Raw genomic sequence first — 19165 nt, 5'->3', positions numbered from 1 at the left:
CGTTGGCCCGTAAAGTCCGTTCGAACTCGCCCAGGCGGCGTGCGGTCAACCGCACCACCCGCCTTGGAGATTGCTGCGATGAAAGCGCGTTATCGCTGGCCACTGGTCGGCCTGGCCAGCCTGGTCGTGCTGTTGGTGGCACTGCACCTGGCGCTGCCTTACCTGGTGCGCGACTACCTCAACGACAAGTTGGCAGATATGGGTGAGTACCGTGGCCAGGTCACGGACGTCGAGCTGGCCTGGTGGCGCGGTGCCTACCAGATCGAGGGCTTGAAGATCGTCAAGACCAGCGGCAAAGTCCCGGTGCCACTGCTCGATGCGCCACTGATCGACCTGTCGGTGAGCTGGCACGCGCTGTGGTACGACCATGCCGTGGTCGCCGAAGTCACCTTCCTACGCCCCGAGCTCAACTTCGTCGACGGCGGCGACAAGCAGGACTCTCAGACCGGCCAAGGTACAGACTGGCGCCAACAACTGGAGAAGCTGCTGCCGATCACCCTCAACGATGTGCGCATCGATGACGGCACGCTCACGTTTCACAACTTCAACTCCAAGCCGCCGGTCGATCTCAAGGCCACCCGGCTCGACGCCAACATCCGCAACCTGACCAACGTACGTGACGAAAAAGGCCGGCGCGACGCCAGTTTCGAAGCCAAGGCCCTGCTGCTGGGCGACGCCAAGGTCGAGAGCCGCGCGACCTTCGACCCGTTCAGCGACTTCGATGATTTCGAATTCCGGCTGCGCGCAACTGGCCTGGAGCTGCGCAGGCTGAACGACTTCGCCAGTGCCTATGGCAAGTTCGATTTCAATGCCGGGCACGGCGATGTGGTGATCGAGGCCCAGGCGGAAAACGGCCGGCTCAACGGCTACATCAAGCCGTTGCTGCGCGACGTGGACGTGTTCAACTGGCAGCAGGACATAGAGGACAAGGACAAAGGCTTTTTCCGCTCGGTGTGGGAAGCACTGGTCGGGGCCAGCGAAACGGTGTTGAAGAACCAGCCGAAAAACCAGTTCGCCACCCGTGTGGAGCTCAGCGGCAGCGTGCACCAGCAGAACATCAGCGCCTTCGAGGCGTTTTTGCAGATTTTGCGCAACGGCTTCGTCCAGGCGTTCAACGCACGCTATGAGCAGCCTGCGCCTGATTCCGACTGAACAGGCGTGACGAGCCATTCAGGGACTGAATACCCGGTCTGCGTTTGCAGCCGCCTGGGGCCGGGGTATAGTCGCTGACAAACGATAAACATGTGTTGCCTGTACTGGCCCTATCGCCGGCAAGCCGGCGATAGGGCCGCAACAGGCACCCCGCAGAGGACATTCCCAATGAAGTTCGAAGGCACCCGCGACTACGTCGCCACAGACGACCTGAAACTGGCGGTCAACGCGGCCATCACCCTCGAACGCCCATTGCTGGTCAAGGGCGAGCCAGGCACCGGCAAGACCATGCTCGCCGAACAGCTGGCCGCCTCGTTCGGCGCGCGCCTGATCACCTGGCACATCAAATCCACCACCAAGGCCCACCAGGGCCTCTATGAGTACGACGCGGTCAGCCGCCTGCGCGACTCGCAGCTGGGCACTGAAAAAGTCCACGATGTGCGCAACTACCTGAAGAAGGGCAAGCTCTGGGAAGCCTTCGAGGCCGAGGAGCGGGTGATCCTGCTGATCGACGAGATCGACAAGGCCGATATCGAGTTCCCCAACGACCTGTTGCAGGAACTCGACAAGATGGAGTTCTACGTCTATGAAATCGACGAAACCATCAAGGCCAAGCAACGCCCGATCATCATCATCACCTCCAACAACGAAAAAGAGCTGCCCGACGCGTTCTTGCGCCGCTGCTTCTTCCACTACATCGCCTTCCCGGACCGCGACACCCTGCAGCAGATCGTCGATGTGCACTACCCCAACATCAAGCAATCGCTGGTCAGCGAAGCGCTTGACGTGTTCTTCGACGTGCGCAAGGTGCCGGGGCTGAAGAAAAAGCCCTCCACCAGCGAGCTGGTCGACTGGCTCAAGCTGTTGATGGCCGACAACATCGGCGAAGCGGTATTGCGCGAGCGCGACCCGACCAAGGCCATCCCGCCGCTGGCCGGGGCCCTGGTGAAAAATGAGCAGGACGTTCAACTGCTCGAACGCCTGGCCTTCATGAGCCGGCGCGGCAACCGCTGACAGGAGCCGGCCATGCTGCTCAACCTGTTCAACGAAATGCGTGCGGCCAAGGTGCCGGTATCGGTGCGCGAACTGCTCGACCTGCTCAACGCCCTGCAACAGCGTGTGGTGTTCGCCGATATGGACGAGTTCTACTACCTGGCACGGGCCATCCTGGTGAAGGACGAGCGCCATTTCGACAAGTTCGACCGGGCGTTCTCGGCTTACTTCAAGGGCCTGGAGAACCTCGACCGGCATCTCGAAGCGCTGATCCCGGAAGACTGGCTGCGCAAGGAGTTCGAGCGCTCGCTGACAGATGAGGAGCGCGCGCAGATCCAGTCGCTGGGCGGCCTGGACAAACTCATCGAGGAATTCAAGAAACGCCTCGAAGAGCAGAAGGAGCGCCACGCCGGTGGCAACAAGTGGATCGGCACCGGCGGTACCAGCCCGTTCGGCTCTGGCGGTTTCAACCCCGAAGGCATCCGCGTGGGCGACGCCGGCAAACGTCAGGGCAAGGCGGTGAAGGTCTGGGACCAGCGCGAGTACAAGAACCTCGACGACCAAGTGGAGTTGGGCACGCGCAACATCAAGCTGGCCCTGCGCCGGCTGCGCAAGTTCGCCCGCGAAGGCGCCGCCGAAGAGCTGGACATCGATGGCACCATCGACCATACCGCACGTGACGCCGGGCTGTTGAACATCCAGATGCGCCCTGAGCGGCGCAACACGGTCAAGCTGCTGTTGCTGTTCGACATCGGCGGCTCGATGGATGCCCATGTCAAAGTCTGCGAAGAGCTGTTTTCGGCCTGCAAGACCGAGTTCAAGCACCTGGAGTATTACTACTTCCACAACTTCGTTTACGAGTCGGTGTGGAAGAACAACCTGCGGCGTACTTCGGAGCGCTTCTCCACCTTCGACCTGCTGCACAAGTATGGCGATGACTACAAGGTGGTGTTCGTCGGTGATGCGGCCATGGCGCCTTATGAGATCACCCAGCCCGGTGGCAGTGTGGAGCACTGGAACGAAGAGGCCGGGTATGTGTGGATGCAGCGCTTCATGGCGAAATTCAAGAAGATCATCTGGATCAACCCGTACCCGAAACAGGCCTGGGATTACACCGCATCGACACACCTGGTGCGTGACCTGATCGAGGACAAGATGTATCCGCTGACCTTGCAAGGGTTGGAGGATGGGATGCGGTATCTGTCCAAGTAGTTTCGCCTGTACCGGCCCTATCGCCGGCAAGCCGGCTTGCCGGCGATAGGGCCGGTCGGGTCAACGCCACCGGTTCAGACAAGCCTGCTGTTCCCGCCAAGCCTCTTCCTGCACCACCGCCCTGAACCGCACCGACGCCCCCGGCATGCACTGCGCCAGCTGCGCCAACGCCAACGGCGTCAGCGCCCCCAGCCGCGGATAGCCACCTATGGTCTGCCGGTCATTGAGCAGCACGATCGGCTGACCATCCGGGGGCACCTGCACCGCCCCCAGCGCAATACCCTCCGAAATCATCGGCGCGCCCTGATAAACCAACTGCGGCCCGAGCAACCGAATGCCCATACGGTCTGCTCGGCTGTCCAACGTCCAGTCACGGTTGAACGCCTCGAACAGGCTGTTACCGCTGAAATCACCGATCTGCGCGCCAATGACCAGATCGAGCACGGGCTTGTGTGGATAACAGGGCCGCAGCATCTCTGGCACTTCGCGCAAGGCCGGCTGCGGGCCGGCGAACGTCAGCGATTGCCCTTTGCCCAGCGCCGCCCCTCGCCCATCGATGCCACCCAGCGCTTCACGCACAACAGTGGCGCAGCTACCCAGCACGGCTTCACCTTCGAACCCGCCCGGCGCCGCAAGGTAAGCCCGCACGCCCTGCCGGGGTTGTTTCAAGGTCAGCCGCTGGCCCTTGGCCAGGGCAAAGCTGCGCCAGGGTGCCAGCGGCTGGTCATCGACGCGAGCATCCAGGTCGGCACCGGCCAGGGCCAGCACGCAATCCTGTGCGGCCACCACGGTGAAGCCGCCCAGCGCCACCTCGACCACCGGCGCGCCCAGCGGGTTGCCCAGCAGCCAGTTGGCCCACTGCATCGCCACCCAGTCCAGCGCCCCGCCTTGGGTTACCCCCAGGTGCCGCACGCCAAAGCGCCCGGCATCCTGCAACTGGCACAAGGCAGTGCTGGCTTCGATCTTCAACAGCGTCATGCCTGTGCCTCCAACGGGCTGTCATCGCCGCCCAATGCCAGGAACTCGGCATGGGACACCGCCACGAAACGCACCCGATCACCCGGCTGCAGCAGGCTGTAGCCTTCACGCTCGCGATCGAACAGGCGAACCGGGGTACGCCCGATCAGGTTCCAGCCGCCCGGCGACACCGCCGGATAGGCCGCTGTCTGGCGCTCGGCAATGCCGACACTGCCGGCCGCCACGCGCTTGCGCGGAGTGCTCAGCCGCGGGGAGGCCAGGCGTTCGTCCACCAGCCCCATGAAACCGAACCCGGGGGCGAAGCCAAGGGCGAACACCGGGTACTCGCGCTCGCTGTGCAAGCGGATCACCGCTTGCTCGCTCAAGCCACTGCGTGCGGCCAGCAACGGCAGCTCAGGGCCCACAGAGGCGTCGTACCACACGGCAATCTCGTGCCGGCGGCCGCTGCTGCCCGAGCCTGGCTGCAGCCCCTCCAGCGCCTGGCCGATCAACGCCCTCGCCTGCCCTGGCGGCATATCGAACTGCACCATCAGCGTGGTATAGGACGGCACCAGGTCCACCAGGTGCTTACCGAAAGCGGCACTCAAACGTTGGCTCGCCGCGAGCAGCCACGGCATGTTGGCCTCGTCGATACGGTCGAACAGGCGCACCATCAGGCTATCGATCGCGACCGCCTCGATACGCAGCTTCATGCCGACCCCAGCGCATCGAGCGCCTGGCGGATCTGCCGCACCGCCGCTACCGAGCTGTCATTGTCACCGTGCACGCACAACGTACTCGCCTGCAGGCGCAAGGCACTGCCATCGTCGGCCACCAGCGTTTCACCACGGGCCAGGCGCAAGGCCTGCTCGACCACCAGGGCCGAATCGTGATGAACCGCACCCGGCAGGCGCCGCGACAGCAAATGGCCGCTGGCGGTGTAGGCGCGGTCGGCGAATGCCTCGAACCACAACGGCACGCCAACCTCGTCACCCAAGGCCCGTGCTGCGCTGTCGTCGGCAGTGGCCATGAGCATCAAGGGCAAACTGGGGTCATACCCCGCCACGGCTTCGAGCACGGCACGCAGCTTGAGCGGGTCGGCCATCATGTCGTTGTAGAGTGCGCCGTGGGGCTTGATGTAGGCCACGCGGCCACCCTGGACCTTGCAGATACCATCGAGAGCACCGATCTGATAGTGCAGCAGGTCGCGAATTTCCTCGGTACTGCAGGCCATGGAGCGGCGACCGAAGCCGACCAGGTCCGGGTAGGCCGGGTGGGCGCCGATGGTCACGCCATGCTGCAGGGCCAGCGCTACGGTCCGGCGCATGATGCCGGGGTCGCCGGCATGGTAGCCGCAGGCGATGTTGGCGCAGTCGATGTAGGGCATCACCTCGGCATCCAGGCCCATGCGCCAGCTGCCAAAGCTTTCCCCCATGTCACAATTGAGTAGCAGGCGTTTCACCTGGCGAGCTCCCGTGTCGATGTTCATGTGCCTACCTTAACGCGCCTGAAGGTGTTTGCCGCGGGTTTCCGGCAGGCTCAAGGCCGCCAGGATCACCACACCGTACGACACCGCGGCGAACCCGCCAATGCCCAGCCCCAGCGGCACCTTCTGGCCAAGCAGGCCGATCAGCAAGGGGAACATCGCGGCGATGATCTTGCCGACGTTGTAACAAAACCCCTGCCCCGAGCCACGGATGCGGGTGGGGAACAGCTCGGTGAGGAAGGCCCCCATGCCGCTGAAGATGCCGGAAGCGAAAAAGCCCAGCGGGAAACCCAGCCACAGCATCACGCCATCGCTGACCGGCATCTGGGTATACAGCAGCACGATGATGAACGAGCCCACAGCAAACAGGATGAAGTTCTTCTTGCGCCCCAGAATGTCAGACAGGTAAGCGCTGACCACATAACCGATGTAGGAGCCGACGATCACCATCGCCAGGTAGCCACCGGTACCCAGCACACTCAAGCCGCGCTCGTTCTTGAGGAAGGTCGGCAGCCACGAGGTGATGGCGTAGTAACCCCCCAGCGCACCGGTGGTCAGCAGGGATGCACGTACGGTGGTCCAGAGCATGCCGGGGGCGAAGATCTCGTAGAACTGCGAGGGCGCCTCGCTGCTGTGCACTGCCTTGGCCTGGCGATACACCTCAGGGTCTTTGACCAGGCGCCGGACGAAAATTACGAAAATGGCCGGCACCAGCCCCAGCAGGAACAGCGCGCGCCACGCCTGCTCCGCCGGTAGCCAGGAGAACAGCAGCGCATAGAGGATAGCCGTGAGGCCCCAGCCGATGGCCCAGCCGGACTGCACCATGCCCACCGCCTTGCCACGGTCCTGGGCGCGGATCACCTCACCGATCAGCACCGCGCCGGCGGTCCATTCGCCGCCAAAGCCGAAGCCCATCAGGGTACGGGCGATCAGCAGCTGTTCGTAGTTCTGGGCGAAGCCGCAGAGGAAGGTGAAGAAGGCGAACCACAGCACCGTCAGTTGCAAGGTGCGTACGCGGCCGATGCGGTCGGAGAGGATGCCGGCGACCCAGCCGCCGATGGCCGACGCGATCAGGGTGCTGGTGTGGATCAGCCCGGCTTCGGTAGTGGTGATGCCCCACAGCATGATCAGCGTGGGGATGACGAAGCTGAGCATCTGCGTGTCCATGCCGTCCAGGCCATAGCCGATCTTGCAGCTCCAGAACGTGCGCCGTTGCTGGGAGTCGATGTCGCGGTACCAGGCGAACGGCCCGGTCGAAGGTGGGGATTGCACCTGTTGCTGCACGCCGCTTGGGTTCATGCTTGCCTCGGCTTGTTGGTATTGTTTTATGAGCGACGTCTGGCGTCGCGGCCTGGGGGTCATGTTCAGAGCCCGCAGCGCCCGAGTCCAACGAGAAAAACCGCCGGTCTGGAACAAGAAAAACTGATCATGAACCTACGCTTCCTCGAAACCTTCGTCTGGGTCGCCCGGCTCAAGAGCTTCCGCCTCACCGCCGAGAAACTGTTCACCACCCAGGCGTCGGTCTCCAGCCGCATCGCGGCGCTGGAAGCCGACTTGGGCGTCAAGCTGCTGCTGCGCGATTCACGCGGCGTCAGCCTGACCCCGGAGGGCAGCAAGGTGCTGGAGTATGCCGAGCGCATGCTCGATACCGCCAAGGCCATGAAGCAGTCGCTGGACAGCGACCGGGCCAAGGTCGGGCGCATCCGCCTTGGCGTGATGGACACCGTGATCCACACCTGGATGAGCGCGCTGGTGGCCGAGTTGAGCGAACGCTATCCGCAGGTGGAAATCGAGCTGGTGGCCGATACTGCGCTGAACTTGCGCGAACAGCTGCAAAAAGGCTTTCTCGACGTGATCCTGCAAACCGACCTGCTGCGCGAACAGTCGATCCGCAGCTTGGACCTGGCGCGCTATCCGATGGGCTGGGTGGTGGCGGCAGGGTCCGCCCAGCACCGTGACTATGCTTCCTTGGCCGAGCTAGGGCGTGAGCGGATCGTCACGTTCTCGAAGAACTCACGGCCGCACCAGGAGGTACTCAGCCTGTTGCAGGCCACTGGGGCTCAAGCGCCGCGGCTCAACTGCGTGAACTCGGTGGCGGCGATCACACGGCTGTTGCGCGACGGCTTCGGCATTGGTGCGCTGCCGCCCGCGCTGGTGGACGCTGAACTGAGCCGGGGGGAGCTGGTGCTGCTCGAAGGTTTGCAGCCACCGCCGAGCCTGGAACTGGTGGTGGCCTGGCAGACTGGGGTAGCGCTGGTGGATGAAGTGGTCGGGGTGTGCCGGCAAGTGCTGGAGCGCTATGCGCGGGATGTGGGAGGGCAACGGATTGTATTGGTCTGAGAAATGCTGGTCCCTGTACCGGCGTTCACAGCGCTACCAGGCAGGCAACTGTCTTACCCAACTGCCAGGAAGTTGATGCAAGTCCTTTGGGAGGCGACCTGAGGTTAATGTTAGGCAATTCGTGTGATAAGGGCTGCTTGCGCAGCCCATCGCCGGCAAGCCGGCTCCCACCGACCGCGTAGTTCTTCAGGCCTGCGCTGGACCTGTGTAAGCAACCGTCTTGCGCAAGTTCGATAAGCCGGCGCACTCCATGTGGGAGCCGGCTTGCCGGCGAAAGGGCCGGGCCTGACACAGCGTGATCAACGCCAACTCTCTTTAACCGCCTTACGCCGCCCACCGAGAATCACCCAGCCAATTCCCAGCAACAGGCTTTCGACGACAAACGCCAGCACAAACCCTGCCCCCACGCCCCAGCCAATCGCCTCCGGCACCAGGAGAATCTGATAGCTGTACCCCTTGAGCGTCTCGTCGCGCATCTGCGGATCAGGCTGCACCAGCACATGCCAGGTGCGGCTGACCCACGAGCCTTGCAAGGCCTGCCATTCGTTCTCGAGCATCTGGTTGCGGATCAGCAGGCTTTCGATGCTGTTGGCATCGCTGTTGAACACCACATCGTCACTGCTGCGGTAATGCCGCACCAGCGCCTGCAAATCGCCCTTGAAGAAACGTTCGGCGGTCTGTTTGAAGCCATCGAGTGTCTGGCGCGATTCGAACAGGTGCGCCTCGACCCGCTGGCTGTAGTCCTTGACCAGCCCAGGCACCTGGATACCGGCCAGCAGGCCGAAGGTGAACAGCAGCAACCGCAGGTAACTTCTGAACATGCAGCGTCCTTAGCTCTGGCCTTGCGTAACGCACTCTCCGTGCCGCCACAGGCCCCATTGGCCCGGTTCGTAGCGCCGCCAGGTCTCGTTCTCGGTCAAGGCCTCGGTGGCAATCACCGTGACCACGTCATTGGGGGTGGTTTGGGTGTGAAAGTCGACGATCAGGTCGACATCCTTCAAACGCGCCGCGCCAAAGGGGGCGCGACGGGTAATGTGTACCAGCTTGGTCGAACAGAAACAGAACAGCCAGTCACCATTGCTGAGCAGGCAGTTGAACACGCCCTTGCCGCGGTACTCGGCACAGGCTTCGACCAACACCGGCAGCAGCTGTTCCACCGCGACCGGCTCAGGGAAAGCGGCACGGATGCGGTTGAGCAAGTCGCAAAAGGCGGCTTCGCTGTCGGTGTCACCCACCGGCCGGTAGAAGGTTGCCTCACCCTGGAACGCCCCTAGCTGGCCGTTGTGGGCGAAGCACCAGTTACGGCCCCACATTTCGCGCACGAACGGGTGCGTATTGGACAGGCACACCTGGCCCACATTGGCCTGGCGGATATGGCCAATGACCACTTCGCTTTTGATCGGATAACGCTGCACCAGGTTGGCGACTTCCGACTCGCTGCTCGCTGCCGGGTCCTGGAACAGTCGCAGGCCGCGACCTTCGTAGAAGCCGATGCCCCAACCGTCACGGTGCGGGCCGGTGCGGCCGCCACGCTGCATCAGGCCGGTGAAGCTGAAGACGATGTCGGTGGGGACGTTGGCGCTCATGCCCAGCAGTTCGCACATGGTGCTGCCTCCGCTTACAGACGTGGCTCGACCCGGCCACCAGAAGCCGCGGCAGGCGGTGGGTCATTGCGGTAACGGCCACCGCGTTCGGCGGCCAGCGGTGCCCCGACGCCCACTGGGTCGTCCTCGGCAGCCAGGCGCTTGGCCGCGGCCTCCTGCTGCTCGCGGCGCTCGCGGGCACGCTTTTCCAGCGGCCAGCGCAGCAGCACGAAGGCCAGGTACAGGCCAAAGGCGATCAGGCCGTACATGGCAAAATCCGATACCGCGCGCCAGGCGTTGTTGCCCACCTTGAAGGCAACGTCCAGGGCAGTGATGGCGATGGCCGGGGCCATGGCATCCTTACCGGGGTCAACGACGGTCGGGGTCAATAACAGGACCGCGAGGATCACCCGCAGCGGCTCGCGCAGCCAGCGCCACATCCAGCCAGTGAGTTTGAAACCCACCCAGAGACAACCCAGGGCAGCAACAGCGTAAAGGCCCCAGGCGAGGGTATAGTCGTTCTCGGTCATGGTGATCGTGCAAGCCAGGCAAAGAGTTGCCTATGATAAACACTTTTCCGGGCGCAGGCGCCCCCCAGCCAAGAGATCCCCGATGCCCAACGCGCTCCAGCCCCCCATCGCCCGCCAAGACCAGGCCGCCGACCCTTACGCCTGGTTGCAACAGCGCGACACCCCTGAGGTGCTTGAGTACCTGCAGGCCGAAAACGCCTACCAGCAAGCCTGCCTGGCCGACCAGGCGCCCCTGCGCGAACAGCTGTTCGAAGAGATCAAGGGCCGTATCCTGGAAACTGACCTGTCATTGCCCTCCCCCTGGGGCCCGTACCTGTATTACACCCGCACCACAGCGGGCGATGAGTACCCGCGCCACTATCGCTGCCCACGGCCTGCCGATGACGGCAACACAGTGGACGAACGCCAGGAACAGCTGCTGCTCGACCCCAACGCCCTGGCCAACGGCGGCTTTCTGGCCCTTGGCGGCTTCAGCGTCAGCCCCGATCACCGCCTGCTGGCCTACAGCCTCGACACCAGCGGCGACGAGGTCTACACCCTGTACGTCAAGGACCTGGCCAGCGGCAACCTGACCGCCCTGCCCTTCGACGACTGCGACGGCAGCCTGACCTGGGCCAATGACAGCCAGACGCTGTTCTTCGCCGAACTGGACGATACCCACCGCCCGTGGCGGCTGCGCCGTCACACGCTGGGCGAAACCGGCGCGCAGACCGTATTCGAAGAGCCGGACGGGCGTTTTTTCCTGCACTGTTACCGCGCCAGCTCCGAGCGCCAGCTGGTTTTGCTGCTCAACAGCAAGACCACCAGCGAAGCCTGGGTGCTGGACGCTGAAACGCCGCGGGCGGCATTCACCTGCCTGGCACCGCGCGCCGAGGGCCACGAGTACTTCCCCGACCACGGCCAGCTCGATGGCCAGTGGCGATGGTTCATCCGCAGCAATCAGGACGGTATCAACTTCGCCCTGTACCAGGCAGCGGCAGACCAGGTGCCCACCCGTGAGCAATGGCAGGTGCTGGTACCGCACCGCGACGAGGTCATGCTCGAAGGCCTGAGCCTCAACGCCAGCGCCCTCACCCTGAGCCTGCGTGAAGGCGGGTTACCGATCATCGAAGTGCGCCCGCAAGGCACGCCGGCCTACCGCGTCGAACTGCCTGACGCAGCCTATAGCCTGTACGTACAGGACAGCCTGGAGTTCGCCAGCACGCGCATCCGCCTGCGCTACGAGGCGCTGAACCGCCCGGCCCAGGTGCGTCAGCTGGACCTGGCCACGGGCGCGCAGGCGGTGCTCAAGCAAACCCCGGTGCTGGGCGATTTCGATGCCGATGACTACGTCAGCGAACGCCTGTGGGCCACCGCCGCCGATGGCACCCAGGTGCCGATCAGCCTGGTACGCCGCAAACAAGACCAGGGCAAGACGGTACCTCTGTACCTTTACGGTTACGGTGCCTACGGCGAGAGCCTCGACCCGTGGTTCTCGCATGCCCGCCTGAGCCTGCTGCAACGCGGTGTGGCCTTTGCCATCGCCCATGTGCGCGGTGGCGGCGAGCTGGGTGAAGCCTGGTATCGCGCCGGCAAGCAGGAGCACAAGCCCAACAGCTTCAGCGACTTCATCGCGTGCGCCGAGCACCTGATCGCCCAGGGCGTGACAGCCTCCGACCGCTTGGCCATCAGTGGCGGCAGCGCCGGTGGCCTGCTGATCGGTGCCGTGCTCAACCTGCGCCCGGAGCTGTTCCGCTGCGCCATCGCCGAAGTGCCGTTCGTCGACGTGCTCAACACCATGCTCGACCCCGAGCTGCCATTGACCGTCACCGAGTACGACGAATGGGGCAACCCACAAGAGCCACAGGTGTACGAGCGGATCAAGGCCTACGCGCCTTACGAGAATGTCAGCGCCCAGGCCTACCCGGCCATGCTGGTGGTCGCTGGCTATAACGACAGCCGCGTGCAGTATTGGGAGGCAGCCAAGTGGGTGGCGCGCCTGCGTACACTCAAGACCGACAGCAACCTGCTGCTGCTCAAGACCGAAATGGGAGCCGGCCACGGCGGTATGAGCGGGCGCTACCAGGGGTTGCGAGACGTGGCACTGGAATATGCGTTCGTCTTCAATGAGCTGGGCGTGGTTTAAAACGCGCTTTTCGTTGTCATAGCTTCGAGGGCCAATGGCCCTGATTGCCGGCAATCCGACGATCAGGGCGGCCCAGAACTTTCGGACAACACCCGCCAAGAAGAACGACACATGCCCGACCAGACCCATCTCAGCGCCGAAATCCGCGACATGCTCATGGACTGCGACCTGTTCGATACCTTGCAGCCCGGTGACTTCCATACCGCCGCAGGCTACTTCAGCCTCGCCACCCTGGTCGAAGGCGAAACCATCTTCAACGAAGGCGATGCCGGCACCTTCATGTGCATCCTGCACCGGGGGGTGGTTTCAGTGCGCAAGACCGACGCCCACGGTGCCCAAGTGGAGATCGCCACGCTGCGCAGTGGCCGCGCCTTCGGCGAAATGGCTGTGCTGGACGGCGAGCGCCGCTCGGCCAGTTGCATGGCTGCCAGCGACTGCCTATTGCTGACCTTGGGCAAGGATTCGCTGGAAAAGATGCTCAACGAAGCCCCACGCATCGCCGCGCGGATCATCCGCGCATTGGCCGTAGCCTTGTCGAAACGCCTGCGGATGCAGGACGGGCAGCGCCTGGCGCTTTAATCATCCTTCGCAGCCGGCTTGGCCGGTTCGGTGCGCAACCCAGGCAGTGGCTGATCCTTCGGCGGCCCTGGCAGCGGAATGGGCGGCAACAGCGGCGCGCCGGGCTGCCGGTCATAGGCCTTGGGGGCAGTGCTCGGGGTAATCTGAGGATACGGCGTGGGCGTTGCTGTGCCAGGTGCTCCCGGCACCGGTGTGGTGATACGTGGCGGCGTGCCGGCGGCATGCACCCAGGGCAGGCCGGCTAAAAGCAGCGCGGCGAGGATCGCACGAAACATCAGCAACCTCCTGTCTGAACATTTCTACAGGCTACGCCTTAATACGCGTTTTCGCCTGTCCGCTTGCCCTGCAAGCGCGCTAGACTCATTGGCATAACCGATACCTGCCTGATCAGAACAAAGGAAACACCATGAGTTCGGCATCCACGTCCGCCGCCACCGCCCGCCTCGACCGTATCCTCGCCGACGCCAAGCGCGACAAAGAGATGGGCTACCGCGACAAAGCCTTGAGAATGTACCCGCACGTGTGCGGCCGTTGCGCCCGTGAGTTCGCCGGCAAGCGCCTGAGCGAGCTGACCGTTCATCACCGTGACCACAACCACGACAACAACCCTCAGGACGGCTCCAACTGGGAGCTGCTGTGCCTGTACTGCCACGACAACGAGCATTCGCGCTATACCGACCAGCAGTACTTCAGCGAAGGCTCCACCAGCACCCCGAGCATTGCCAAGGCCACGCACAACCCGTTCGCCGGGCTGGCTGGCTTGCTGAAGAAAGACTGACTGTCGACAGAGCCCCCCGCTGCCGCCGGCGAGCCCGTATAATCGCGCTTTTTTTGCGAAGGGCCCCGGCACGTGGCTAACAAACGGTACAGTTGCATCGGCCTGTTCAACCCAAAATCTGCAGAGAACGTAGGCTCGGTGATGCGCGCAGCGGGTTGCTACGGCGTGAACTCGGTGTTCTACACCGGCAAGCGCTACGAGCGCGCCCGCGACTTCGTCACTGACACCAAGCGCGTGCACTACGATATTCCGTTGATCGGCATCGACGACCTGCAGCGCATCATCCCGCTGGGTTGCACACCCGTCGCAGTGGAGTTGGTGGAAGGTGCTCGGCCCTTGCCTGAATACACCCACCCTGATCGCGCCATCTACATCTTCGGGCCGGAAGACGGCAGCCTCGATGCGAACGTGCGCGCGTGGTGCGAAGAAACCATCTATATCCCCACCGAAGGCTGCATGAACCTGGCCGCGACGGTGAACGTGGTGTTGTACGACCGTTTGGCCAAGGGCCTCAATACCCGCTCGGGACCCAAGTTCAAATAGCGCAGCCCCTGCCGGCATGGGCAAATGTGACCACCTGGCAAACCGACTGAACGTGTGCAGCAAGCCTCTGGTCAGCTGCTTACACTTCAGATGGAGGGCTTGCCATGCTCGATATTCATTCCACTACGGCGTCACCGGACCATAACGTACAAGGCCTGGAGCGGGTCGGTTCACTGGCCGGTGGTGCGCTGATGTTCACCAAGGGTATGCGCCACGGCGGGCTGGTCGGGCTGCTGCAGATGGTGGTCGGTGGCATTGCGGTGGCGCGCGGGGTCAGTGGGCATTGCTCGACCAAGGCCTGGTGGCAGAAGCATCGACAGGAATATCACCGTTTGCGCTCGGACATCGAACGCAGTGCCACCGAGCTGGAGGCGCTCAAACGCAGTGCCGAGGCGGCGACGGAGGGGGTGACGGTAACGGGGAAAGACCCGCTCACGGGTAGTTGATCAGCGGCTTGTACGGGCCCTGTCGCCGGCAAGCCTGCACCCACCCGCACTGCCCTGAACGTTGAAACGGTGTGGCAGAAGTGGAAGCAGGCTTGCCGGCGACAGGGCCGGCTGAGCCAGCCTGGCGCTAACGCAACGCCTTGCTCTGCAACACTTCGGATCGGCGCCCCAGCACGTTCTCACTGATCTGCACGAATTCCTCGGTGCTCACCTTCGGCAAGCGCATCAGCGCCTGCGTCACATCATCCAGCGAGCGCTTGGCCTGGGTGTGGATGCGTATTTCCTTGTCCAGCGCCTGCAGCAGCAACACCCCACGGGCAACCTGGGCCGGGCTTGCCCGCTCGCCACGCAGCTGGCTGACCTTGGCACCCTGCTTCTGCAAACGCGCCTGCCACACCTGGTAGCGGTCATCGCTCACACCCCCCGCCCGGCGCAGCAACTCGTTGGCGTAATAATCGCTGAGGCTTTGGCCCAGCCAGTCGCTGTCAGCACTCACACGAATCTGCGCAAACAGCTGCACCAGTTCACGCAGCAACGGGCTGTTACCGCTCTCACTGACCATGGGCCGCGCGCTGTGCAGGTACAGCGAGCCCCGCGCTGACATTGCTCCGCGCCACATGCCATCGCGCGCCCCCACCAGCAGCAACTTTGCCGGGTCGCGGGGGAATACGGCCTGCAGGTGCGGCCAGACGAAGGTCAACAGGGTGAGACTGTCCATGCGGCGCATGCCCTGCCCTACCGGTGCCGCCACCGTCACGTCAGTCTCGCCCAGGCGCGCACGTCGGCTGCCAAGGTCGCCGGCCAGCATCCAGCCAGTCGGGCGATCGAACAGGCGCGATACGTTGTCGATACGGAACTTGTCCTTGCCGACCCGCGGCCAGGAGGTTTCGATGCTTTTCCAGCCTTCTGGCAGGTCGACCGACAGGCGCGCCACCAGTTCGGTGCCGTCTTGCTGGTCGAGGCGTGCCGGTGGCACCAACTGGTCACCCAGGAACAACGCCCAGTGGGGCGTGATGCGTGAGGAATAGGCGCCACTGCGCACCTTCTGGTCCAGCTTGACCCGGTAGCTGAGGCTGGTCTTGCCCGCCGCCGGGTGCCACACGCCGCGCTCCCCCTGCACCTGCCACTGGCCGTCCGCCTGGAAGCCGCTGTACGCCCCCTGCTTGCCCAGGTCGAAGTCCAGGCTACGCACGGCACTGCCGTCTGCCAGGGTCAGGCGCACTTCGGCCTGGCCATTGGCAGGCAGCAGCCGCACCTGATAGTCGAGGTCGACTTTCTTCGCCCAGGCCGGCGAGCAGGCCATAAGGCCCAGCAGGAGCAACAGCTGGCAACGCATACAGAAACTCCTTGTTCCCCAGAGGCGACGGAGGGTGCCGCTCAGCTGGCGCGAAAAATCAGATGGTCTTCCCAGTCGTCTTCGTCCACATCCTGCTCCCTGAGCATACGCCCGGACTGGGAAATGCGCTGTTCATGCACCTGGGTGCGGTCGCCACAGACCAGGTGGTGCCAGGCCGGCAGGTCCTTGCCCTCGCTGACCAGGCGATACCCGCAGGTGCTCGGCAGCCACTTGAACTGGTCAGCCTTGCCCGGGGTGAGCTGAATACAGTCGGGCACCTGGGCGAAACGGTTGGGGTAATCGCTGCACTGGCAGGTGTTCATGTCCAGCAGCTTGCAGGCGATACGGGTGTAATAGACGCTGTTGTCGTCCTCGTCCTCGAGCTTTTGCAGGCAGCAAAGGCCACAGCCGTCACACAGCGATTCCCACTCTTGCGGGTCGAGTTGTTCGAGGGTCTTGCGCCGCCAGAACGGCGCGCTTTCAGCGATCATCACACGGGTTTCCTGCATTGGGCCTGCGCCAAGCTTCACGCTGGAGGCTCCAGGCAAATTGCGGCGCTTACGGCTTTGTTCTGTGGTTTTGAGCTTGGCGCCATGGCGGCGCCAGTCTAGAGCCTGGCCTTGGGCAATGCCAGACCGCCTGTCAGTGCCCTATGGCTACAGTTCAATAGCCCCGCGCGAAATCCACTTCGCCACGCAAGCCTTGCCCTGCCTGGTAGTGCCGCACGTTCTCGACAAACAACCGTACCATCGCCGCTGGCGAAGTCGGTGCCGAGCTGTGCCCGGTCAGCAACAACCCCCACGCGGTCCAGAACGGGTGACGCTGCGGCAACGGCTCCTGCCGGCACACATCGATCACCGCGCCCGCCAGATCGCCCTGCTTCAGCGCCTGGACCAGGTCGGCATCGACCACCGCCACACCACGCCCGGCATTGATGAACAGCGCGCTGGGCTGGAAACACTTGAACAGTGCGGCATCATAAAGATCATGGGTTGCCGGCGTATCCGGCAACAGGTTGAGCACGTAATCGGCCTGCCCGACCATCCGCGGCAAATCAGCCAACCCGGCGACCTCGACGAACGGCGCCTGCTCGCGGGGCGTGCTGGCGATGCCATACAGGGTCACGCCAAACGGCAAGAGGCATTCGGCTACACGCTGGCCGATATCGCCGGTGCCCACGATCAGCACCTTGCGCCCTTCGAGCGTCCCCCCCGGGCGGTCGTCCCACCGGCGCTCTACCTGGCTCACCAGGCGAGACAGCACTTCGCGCTCGTGCCCCAGCATGTAGGTGAGCATGTACTCGGCCATCACTTGGCCAAAGATGCCGACCGCACGGGTCAGGCGGTAATCACGCGGCAGGCCATCGGCCAGCAAGGGCGTGATGCCGGCCCAGGTCGATTGCATCCAGGCCGGCTTGTGGCCCTGGCGCAGCAGGCTTGCCAGCAAGTCTGGCTGGCCCAGCCAGACCGCACACTGGGGTGCCTGCAAGGCCAGCTCGGCGGAATCGCCGCTGGTCAGGATTTCCAGGTCCGGGGCCGCGCCAGCCAGCAGTCGGGCATAGTTGGCATGATCCTGCTCAGCGATCAGAACGCGCATCAAAGTGACAACCTTGGCAGACAACGAAGGCAGCCCGGCATGCGGGCCACCTGAGGGTGTGGAGGGATCGTGGCCGGATCAGACCGGGTCGTTACGGCGCAGAAGTTCTTCCGGCAAATGTTCGATGTACTCGTCCTCGGCCGGTGGCATCTGCAGGTGGTAACCCTGGTTATCAAGATTGTCCAGCACCTTGGCGATGTCCTCGCGGGCGAGCTTGCGCTCGGGGCTCAGCACCAGGTCGAAGGCATGTACGGGCGTGCCGAAGAACGGCAGCAGCGCCTCGGGCACGCGCTCCAGGCCCTCGGCCTTGAGTACGTAGAGGTACATCTCGTTCTTGCGCGGGCTCTTGTAGATCGAGCAGATACGTTTCATCGGGTTTCTCCGGCGCCCGCCAGTTCGTCCAGCAGGGCCTGGCCCATCCGCTCTCGGCGCCAGCCGCGCAGCGAATCGGGCAGTTGATAGGGGCCATTGGGGTAGCCGCTCTTGAGCAAGGCTTCCAGGGCCTTTTTGCGCAGCATCAACTCCGGGGCAATGCCCAGACGCTCGCCTTCGGCCTGGCCGATGGCGCGCAGGCGCTTGAGGATGCCGGCCGCTTCGATCGGAAGCGGTTCGGGCAGCGTCGCCGGCCATTGCTCAGGCGGCAGGCTGGCGGCACGTTTGATCAGCTCGACCAGGCAGGCGCCATCCTGGCGGATGGTGCGCGGATGCATGTCGTCGATCTTGGCCAGGGCCGACAGGTTGTCCGGCTGGTTCTTGGCCATCGGCCACAGCGAGTGCTCCTTGAGAATGCGGTTGCGCGGCACATCGCGGCTGCGTGCTTCACGCTCGCGCCAGGCGCACAGTTCCCGCAGCACCGCCAGTTGCTGGCGGCCCAGCTTCCAGGCCAGCTTCACATCGCGGTACAGGGTTTCGGGCTCGACCTCGCGGCGCAAGGCCGCGACCAGTTCGGCACCGTCTTCCAGCACCCACGCGTACTTGTCGTCCGACAGACGTGGGCGCAGGGCGGCAAACAGTTCGGCCAGGTGCACGGCATCTTCGGCTGCGTAGCTGATCTGGGTGTCCGACAGCGGGCGCTGCAGCCAGTCCGAGCGGGTCTCACCCTTGGGCAGTTCGAGGCCCAGCACTTCCTGAACCAGGCGCGAATAGCCCATGGAGAAGCCCAGGTTCAGGTAGCCCGCGGCCAACTGCGTGTCGAACAGCGGCTGCGGCAGCTTGCCGGTCAGGCGCAGCAGCACTTCAAGGTCTTCGCTGCAGGCGTGCAGCACCTTGACCACACCGCTGTCTTCCAGCAGGTCGGCCAAAGGCTGCCAGTTGCCGATCAGCAACGGGTCGATGAGAAAAGCGCGCTCGCCGTCACCGATCTGGATCAGGCCAGCTTTCGGATAAAAGGTGTCGACCCGCATGAATTCGGTGTCGAGCGCCACGAAGGGCAGTGTGCGCCACCTCTGGCAGAGTTCGGCCAGGGTCTGGTCGTCACGGATCCAGTGTATTTCGATGGCCACGAGGCTC

22 protein-coding genes are annotated in these 19165 nt (G+C 63.9%); 9 read left to right on the top strand and 13 right to left on the bottom strand.

The window, feature by feature from the left end; translation table 11 throughout:
• The first annotated feature begins 78 nt into the window (after window positions 1-78).
• The 3 genes from JNA92_RS18175 to JNA92_RS18165 all read left to right on the top strand — a co-directional run bounded on the left by JNA92_RS18175 (window position 79) and on the right by JNA92_RS18165 (window position 3357).
• On the top strand, window positions 79-1152 hold the full coding sequence (locus tag JNA92_RS18175) for a DUF748 domain-containing protein (protein WP_241806032.1): 1074 nt from the start codon (window positions 79-81) through the stop codon (window positions 1150-1152).
• Between the two features lie 168 nt (window positions 1153-1320).
• Window positions 1321-2166: an AAA family ATPase gene (locus tag JNA92_RS18170; RefSeq protein WP_012315697.1), complete on the top strand. Its 846-nt coding sequence runs from the start codon at window positions 1321-1323 to the stop codon at window positions 2164-2166.
• 12 nt (window positions 2167-2178) lie between these two features.
• Entirely contained in the window at window positions 2179-3357 is a 1179-nt protein-coding gene (locus tag JNA92_RS18165) for a vWA domain-containing protein (protein WP_241806031.1), read from the top strand.
• A gap of 60 nt (window positions 3358-3417) precedes the next feature.
• Here the strand turns inward: JNA92_RS18165 and JNA92_RS18160 are convergent, their stop codons facing one another.
• The 4 genes from JNA92_RS18160 to JNA92_RS18145 are packed head-to-tail and all read right to left on the bottom strand — an operon-like array spanning window position 3418 to window position 7099.
• A complete protein-coding gene (locus JNA92_RS18160) occupies window positions 3418-4335 on the bottom strand; it encodes a biotin-dependent carboxyltransferase family protein (protein ID WP_241806030.1) in 918 nt (305 codons plus the stop codon).
• Window positions 4332-5027 (bottom strand): 5-oxoprolinase subunit PxpB, encoded by a 696-nt coding sequence (gene pxpB / locus JNA92_RS18155; protein ID WP_241806029.1) that lies wholly within the window; start codon window positions 5025-5027, stop codon window positions 4332-4334. Before pxpB ends, JNA92_RS18160 begins: the two co-directional genes overlap by 4 nt.
• On the bottom strand, window positions 5024-5803 hold the full coding sequence (locus JNA92_RS18150; RefSeq protein ID WP_241806028.1) for a 5-oxoprolinase subunit PxpA: 780 nt from the start codon (window positions 5801-5803) through the stop codon (window positions 5024-5026). The genes pxpB and JNA92_RS18150 overlap by 4 nt, the downstream gene beginning before the upstream one ends.
• A 9-nt stretch (window positions 5804-5812) precedes the next feature.
• Window positions 5813-7099: an MFS transporter gene (locus JNA92_RS18145; RefSeq protein WP_241806027.1), complete on the bottom strand. Its 1287-nt coding sequence runs from the start codon at window positions 7097-7099 to the stop codon at window positions 5813-5815.
• A 129-nt stretch (window positions 7100-7228) separates the two neighbouring features.
• Here JNA92_RS18145 and JNA92_RS18140 point away from each other — a divergent pair, with 129 nt between their 5' ends.
• A complete protein-coding gene (locus JNA92_RS18140) occupies window positions 7229-8140 on the top strand; it encodes a LysR family transcriptional regulator (protein ID WP_241806026.1) in 912 nt (303 codons plus the stop codon).
• A 299-nt stretch (window positions 8141-8439) separates the two neighbouring features.
• Here JNA92_RS18140 and JNA92_RS18135 read toward each other — a convergent pair whose 3' ends face one another.
• The 3 genes from JNA92_RS18135 to JNA92_RS18125 are packed head-to-tail and all read right to left on the bottom strand — an operon-like array spanning window position 8440 to window position 10253.
• Window positions 8440-8961, bottom strand: a complete 522-nt coding sequence (locus JNA92_RS18135; protein WP_241806025.1) for a DUF2937 family protein — start codon at window positions 8959-8961, stop codon at window positions 8440-8442.
• A 9-nt stretch (window positions 8962-8970) separates the two neighbouring features.
• Window positions 8971-9744: a class II glutamine amidotransferase gene (locus JNA92_RS18130; RefSeq protein ID WP_241806024.1), complete on the bottom strand. Its 774-nt coding sequence runs from the start codon at window positions 9742-9744 to the stop codon at window positions 8971-8973.
• A 14-nt stretch (window positions 9745-9758) separates the two neighbouring features.
• Window positions 9759-10253: an MFS transporter gene (locus JNA92_RS18125; protein ID WP_241806023.1), complete on the bottom strand. Its 495-nt coding sequence runs from the start codon at window positions 10251-10253 to the stop codon at window positions 9759-9761.
• Window positions 10254-10335: 82 nt separating this feature from the next.
• On the opposite strand from JNA92_RS18125, the gene JNA92_RS18120 reads away from it, so the two are divergent.
• The gene (locus JNA92_RS18120) at window positions 10336-12378 is read left to right on the top strand and encodes a S9 family peptidase (protein WP_241806022.1); all 2043 of its coding nucleotides are present in this window, start codon (window positions 10336-10338) and stop codon (window positions 12376-12378) included.
• 111 nt (window positions 12379-12489) lie between these two features.
• A complete protein-coding gene (locus JNA92_RS18115; protein WP_241806021.1) occupies window positions 12490-12957 on the top strand; it encodes a cyclic nucleotide-binding domain-containing protein in 468 nt (155 codons plus the stop codon).
• Here JNA92_RS18115 and JNA92_RS18110 read toward each other — a convergent pair.
• Window positions 12954-13232: a hypothetical protein gene (locus tag JNA92_RS18110; RefSeq protein ID WP_241806020.1), complete on the bottom strand. Its 279-nt coding sequence runs from the start codon at window positions 13230-13232 to the stop codon at window positions 12954-12956. The two genes, JNA92_RS18115 and JNA92_RS18110, sit on opposite strands and share 4 nt — an antisense overlap.
• A gap of 131 nt (window positions 13233-13363) precedes the next feature.
• On the opposite strand from JNA92_RS18110, the gene JNA92_RS18105 reads away from it, so the two are divergent.
• From JNA92_RS18105 to JNA92_RS18095, 3 genes are all read left to right on the top strand, one after another.
• On the top strand, window positions 13364-13735 hold the full coding sequence (locus JNA92_RS18105; protein ID WP_012315716.1) for a YajD family HNH nuclease: 372 nt from the start codon (window positions 13364-13366) through the stop codon (window positions 13733-13735).
• A 72-nt stretch (window positions 13736-13807) separates the two neighbouring features.
• The gene (locus JNA92_RS18100) at window positions 13808-14278 is read left to right on the top strand and encodes an RNA methyltransferase (protein ID WP_039602101.1); all 471 of its coding nucleotides are present in this window, start codon (window positions 13808-13810) and stop codon (window positions 14276-14278) included.
• 104 nt (window positions 14279-14382) lie between these two features.
• Window positions 14383-14724 carry a YgaP-like transmembrane domain gene (locus JNA92_RS18095; RefSeq protein WP_241806019.1) on the top strand — a complete coding sequence of 114 codons (342 nt, stop codon included), beginning with the start codon at window positions 14383-14385 and terminating at the stop codon, window positions 14722-14724.
• Window positions 14725-14851: 127 nt separating this feature from the next.
• On the opposite strand, the gene JNA92_RS18090 is transcribed toward JNA92_RS18095, so the two are convergent.
• The 5 genes from JNA92_RS18090 to rnd all read right to left on the bottom strand — a co-directional run bounded on the left by JNA92_RS18090 (window position 14852) and on the right by rnd (window position 19158).
• The gene (locus JNA92_RS18090; protein WP_241806018.1) at window positions 14852-16060 is read right to left on the bottom strand and encodes a hypothetical protein; all 1209 of its coding nucleotides are present in this window, start codon (window positions 16058-16060) and stop codon (window positions 14852-14854) included.
• 41 nt (window positions 16061-16101) lie between these two features.
• The gene (locus JNA92_RS18085) at window positions 16102-16551 is read right to left on the bottom strand and encodes a YcgN family cysteine cluster protein (RefSeq protein WP_241806017.1); all 450 of its coding nucleotides are present in this window, start codon (window positions 16549-16551) and stop codon (window positions 16102-16104) included.
• 172 nt (window positions 16552-16723) lie between these two features.
• On the bottom strand, window positions 16724-17656 hold the full coding sequence (locus tag JNA92_RS18080; RefSeq protein ID WP_241806016.1) for a D-2-hydroxyacid dehydrogenase: 933 nt from the start codon (window positions 17654-17656) through the stop codon (window positions 16724-16726).
• 78 nt (window positions 17657-17734) lie between these two features.
• Window positions 17735-18028, bottom strand: coding sequence for a YcgL domain-containing protein (locus JNA92_RS18075; protein ID WP_241806015.1), 294 nt, complete (start codon window positions 18026-18028; stop codon window positions 17735-17737).
• Complete coding sequence (gene rnd / locus JNA92_RS18070) at window positions 18025-19158, bottom strand: ribonuclease D (RefSeq protein WP_241806014.1); 1134 nt, start codon at window positions 19156-19158, stop codon at window positions 18025-18027. The genes JNA92_RS18075 and rnd overlap by 4 nt, the downstream gene beginning before the upstream one ends.
• Window positions 19159-19165 lie beyond the last annotated feature (7 nt).

This window comes from Pseudomonas putida (genome assembly GCF_022627325.1).
GTDB classification, from domain to species: domain Bacteria; phylum Pseudomonadota; class Gammaproteobacteria; order Pseudomonadales; family Pseudomonadaceae; genus Aquipseudomonas; species Aquipseudomonas putida_X.
The sequence above is the reverse complement of the archived record's forward strand: the minus strand, read 5'-3'. Positions and strand labels throughout refer to the sequence as shown.

Bases quoted from the DNA above. Each gene is read 5' to 3' on its own strand.
- JNA92_RS18175 (WP_241806032.1), top strand. From the start codon at position 79: ATGAAAGCGCGTTATCGCTGGCCACTGGTCGGCCTGGCCAGCCTGGTC.
- JNA92_RS18170 (WP_012315697.1), top strand. From the start codon at position 1,321: ATGAAGTTCGAAGGCACCCGCGACTACGTCGCCACAGACGACCTGAAA.
- JNA92_RS18165 (WP_241806031.1), top strand. From the start codon at position 2,179: ATGCTGCTCAACCTGTTCAACGAAATGCGTGCGGCCAAGGTGCCGGTA.
- JNA92_RS18160 (WP_241806030.1), bottom strand. From the start codon at position 4,335: ATGACGCTGTTGAAGATCGAAGCCAGCACTGCCTTGTGCCAGTTGCAG.
- pxpB (WP_241806029.1), bottom strand. From the start codon at position 5,027: ATGAAGCTGCGTATCGAGGCGGTCGCGATCGATAGCCTGATGGTGCGC.
- JNA92_RS18150 (WP_241806028.1), bottom strand. From the start codon at position 5,803: ATGAACATCGACACGGGAGCTCGCCAGGTGAAACGCCTGCTACTCAAT.
- JNA92_RS18145 (WP_241806027.1), bottom strand. From the start codon at position 7,099: ATGAACCCAAGCGGCGTGCAGCAACAGGTGCAATCCCCACCTTCGACC.
- JNA92_RS18140 (WP_241806026.1), top strand. From the start codon at position 7,229: ATGAACCTACGCTTCCTCGAAACCTTCGTCTGGGTCGCCCGGCTCAAG.
- JNA92_RS18135 (WP_241806025.1), bottom strand. From the start codon at position 8,961: ATGTTCAGAAGTTACCTGCGGTTGCTGCTGTTCACCTTCGGCCTGCTG.
- JNA92_RS18130 (WP_241806024.1), bottom strand. From the start codon at position 9,744: ATGTGCGAACTGCTGGGCATGAGCGCCAACGTCCCCACCGACATCGTC.
- JNA92_RS18125 (WP_241806023.1), bottom strand. From the start codon at position 10,253: ATGACCGAGAACGACTATACCCTCGCCTGGGGCCTTTACGCTGTTGCT.
- JNA92_RS18120 (WP_241806022.1), top strand. From the start codon at position 10,336: ATGCCCAACGCGCTCCAGCCCCCCATCGCCCGCCAAGACCAGGCCGCC.
- JNA92_RS18115 (WP_241806021.1), top strand. From the start codon at position 12,490: ATGCCCGACCAGACCCATCTCAGCGCCGAAATCCGCGACATGCTCATG.
- JNA92_RS18110 (WP_241806020.1), bottom strand. From the start codon at position 13,232: ATGTTTCGTGCGATCCTCGCCGCGCTGCTTTTAGCCGGCCTGCCCTGG.
- JNA92_RS18105 (WP_012315716.1), top strand. From the start codon at position 13,364: ATGAGTTCGGCATCCACGTCCGCCGCCACCGCCCGCCTCGACCGTATC.
- JNA92_RS18095 (WP_241806019.1), top strand. From the start codon at position 14,383: ATGCTCGATATTCATTCCACTACGGCGTCACCGGACCATAACGTACAA.
- JNA92_RS18090 (WP_241806018.1), bottom strand. From the start codon at position 16,060: ATGCGTTGCCAGCTGTTGCTCCTGCTGGGCCTTATGGCCTGCTCGCCG.
- JNA92_RS18085 (WP_241806017.1), bottom strand. From the start codon at position 16,551: ATGATCGCTGAAAGCGCGCCGTTCTGGCGGCGCAAGACCCTCGAACAA.
- JNA92_RS18080 (WP_241806016.1), bottom strand. From the start codon at position 17,656: ATGCGCGTTCTGATCGCTGAGCAGGATCATGCCAACTATGCCCGACTG.
- JNA92_RS18075 (WP_241806015.1), bottom strand. From the start codon at position 18,028: ATGAAACGTATCTGCTCGATCTACAAGAGCCCGCGCAAGAACGAGATG.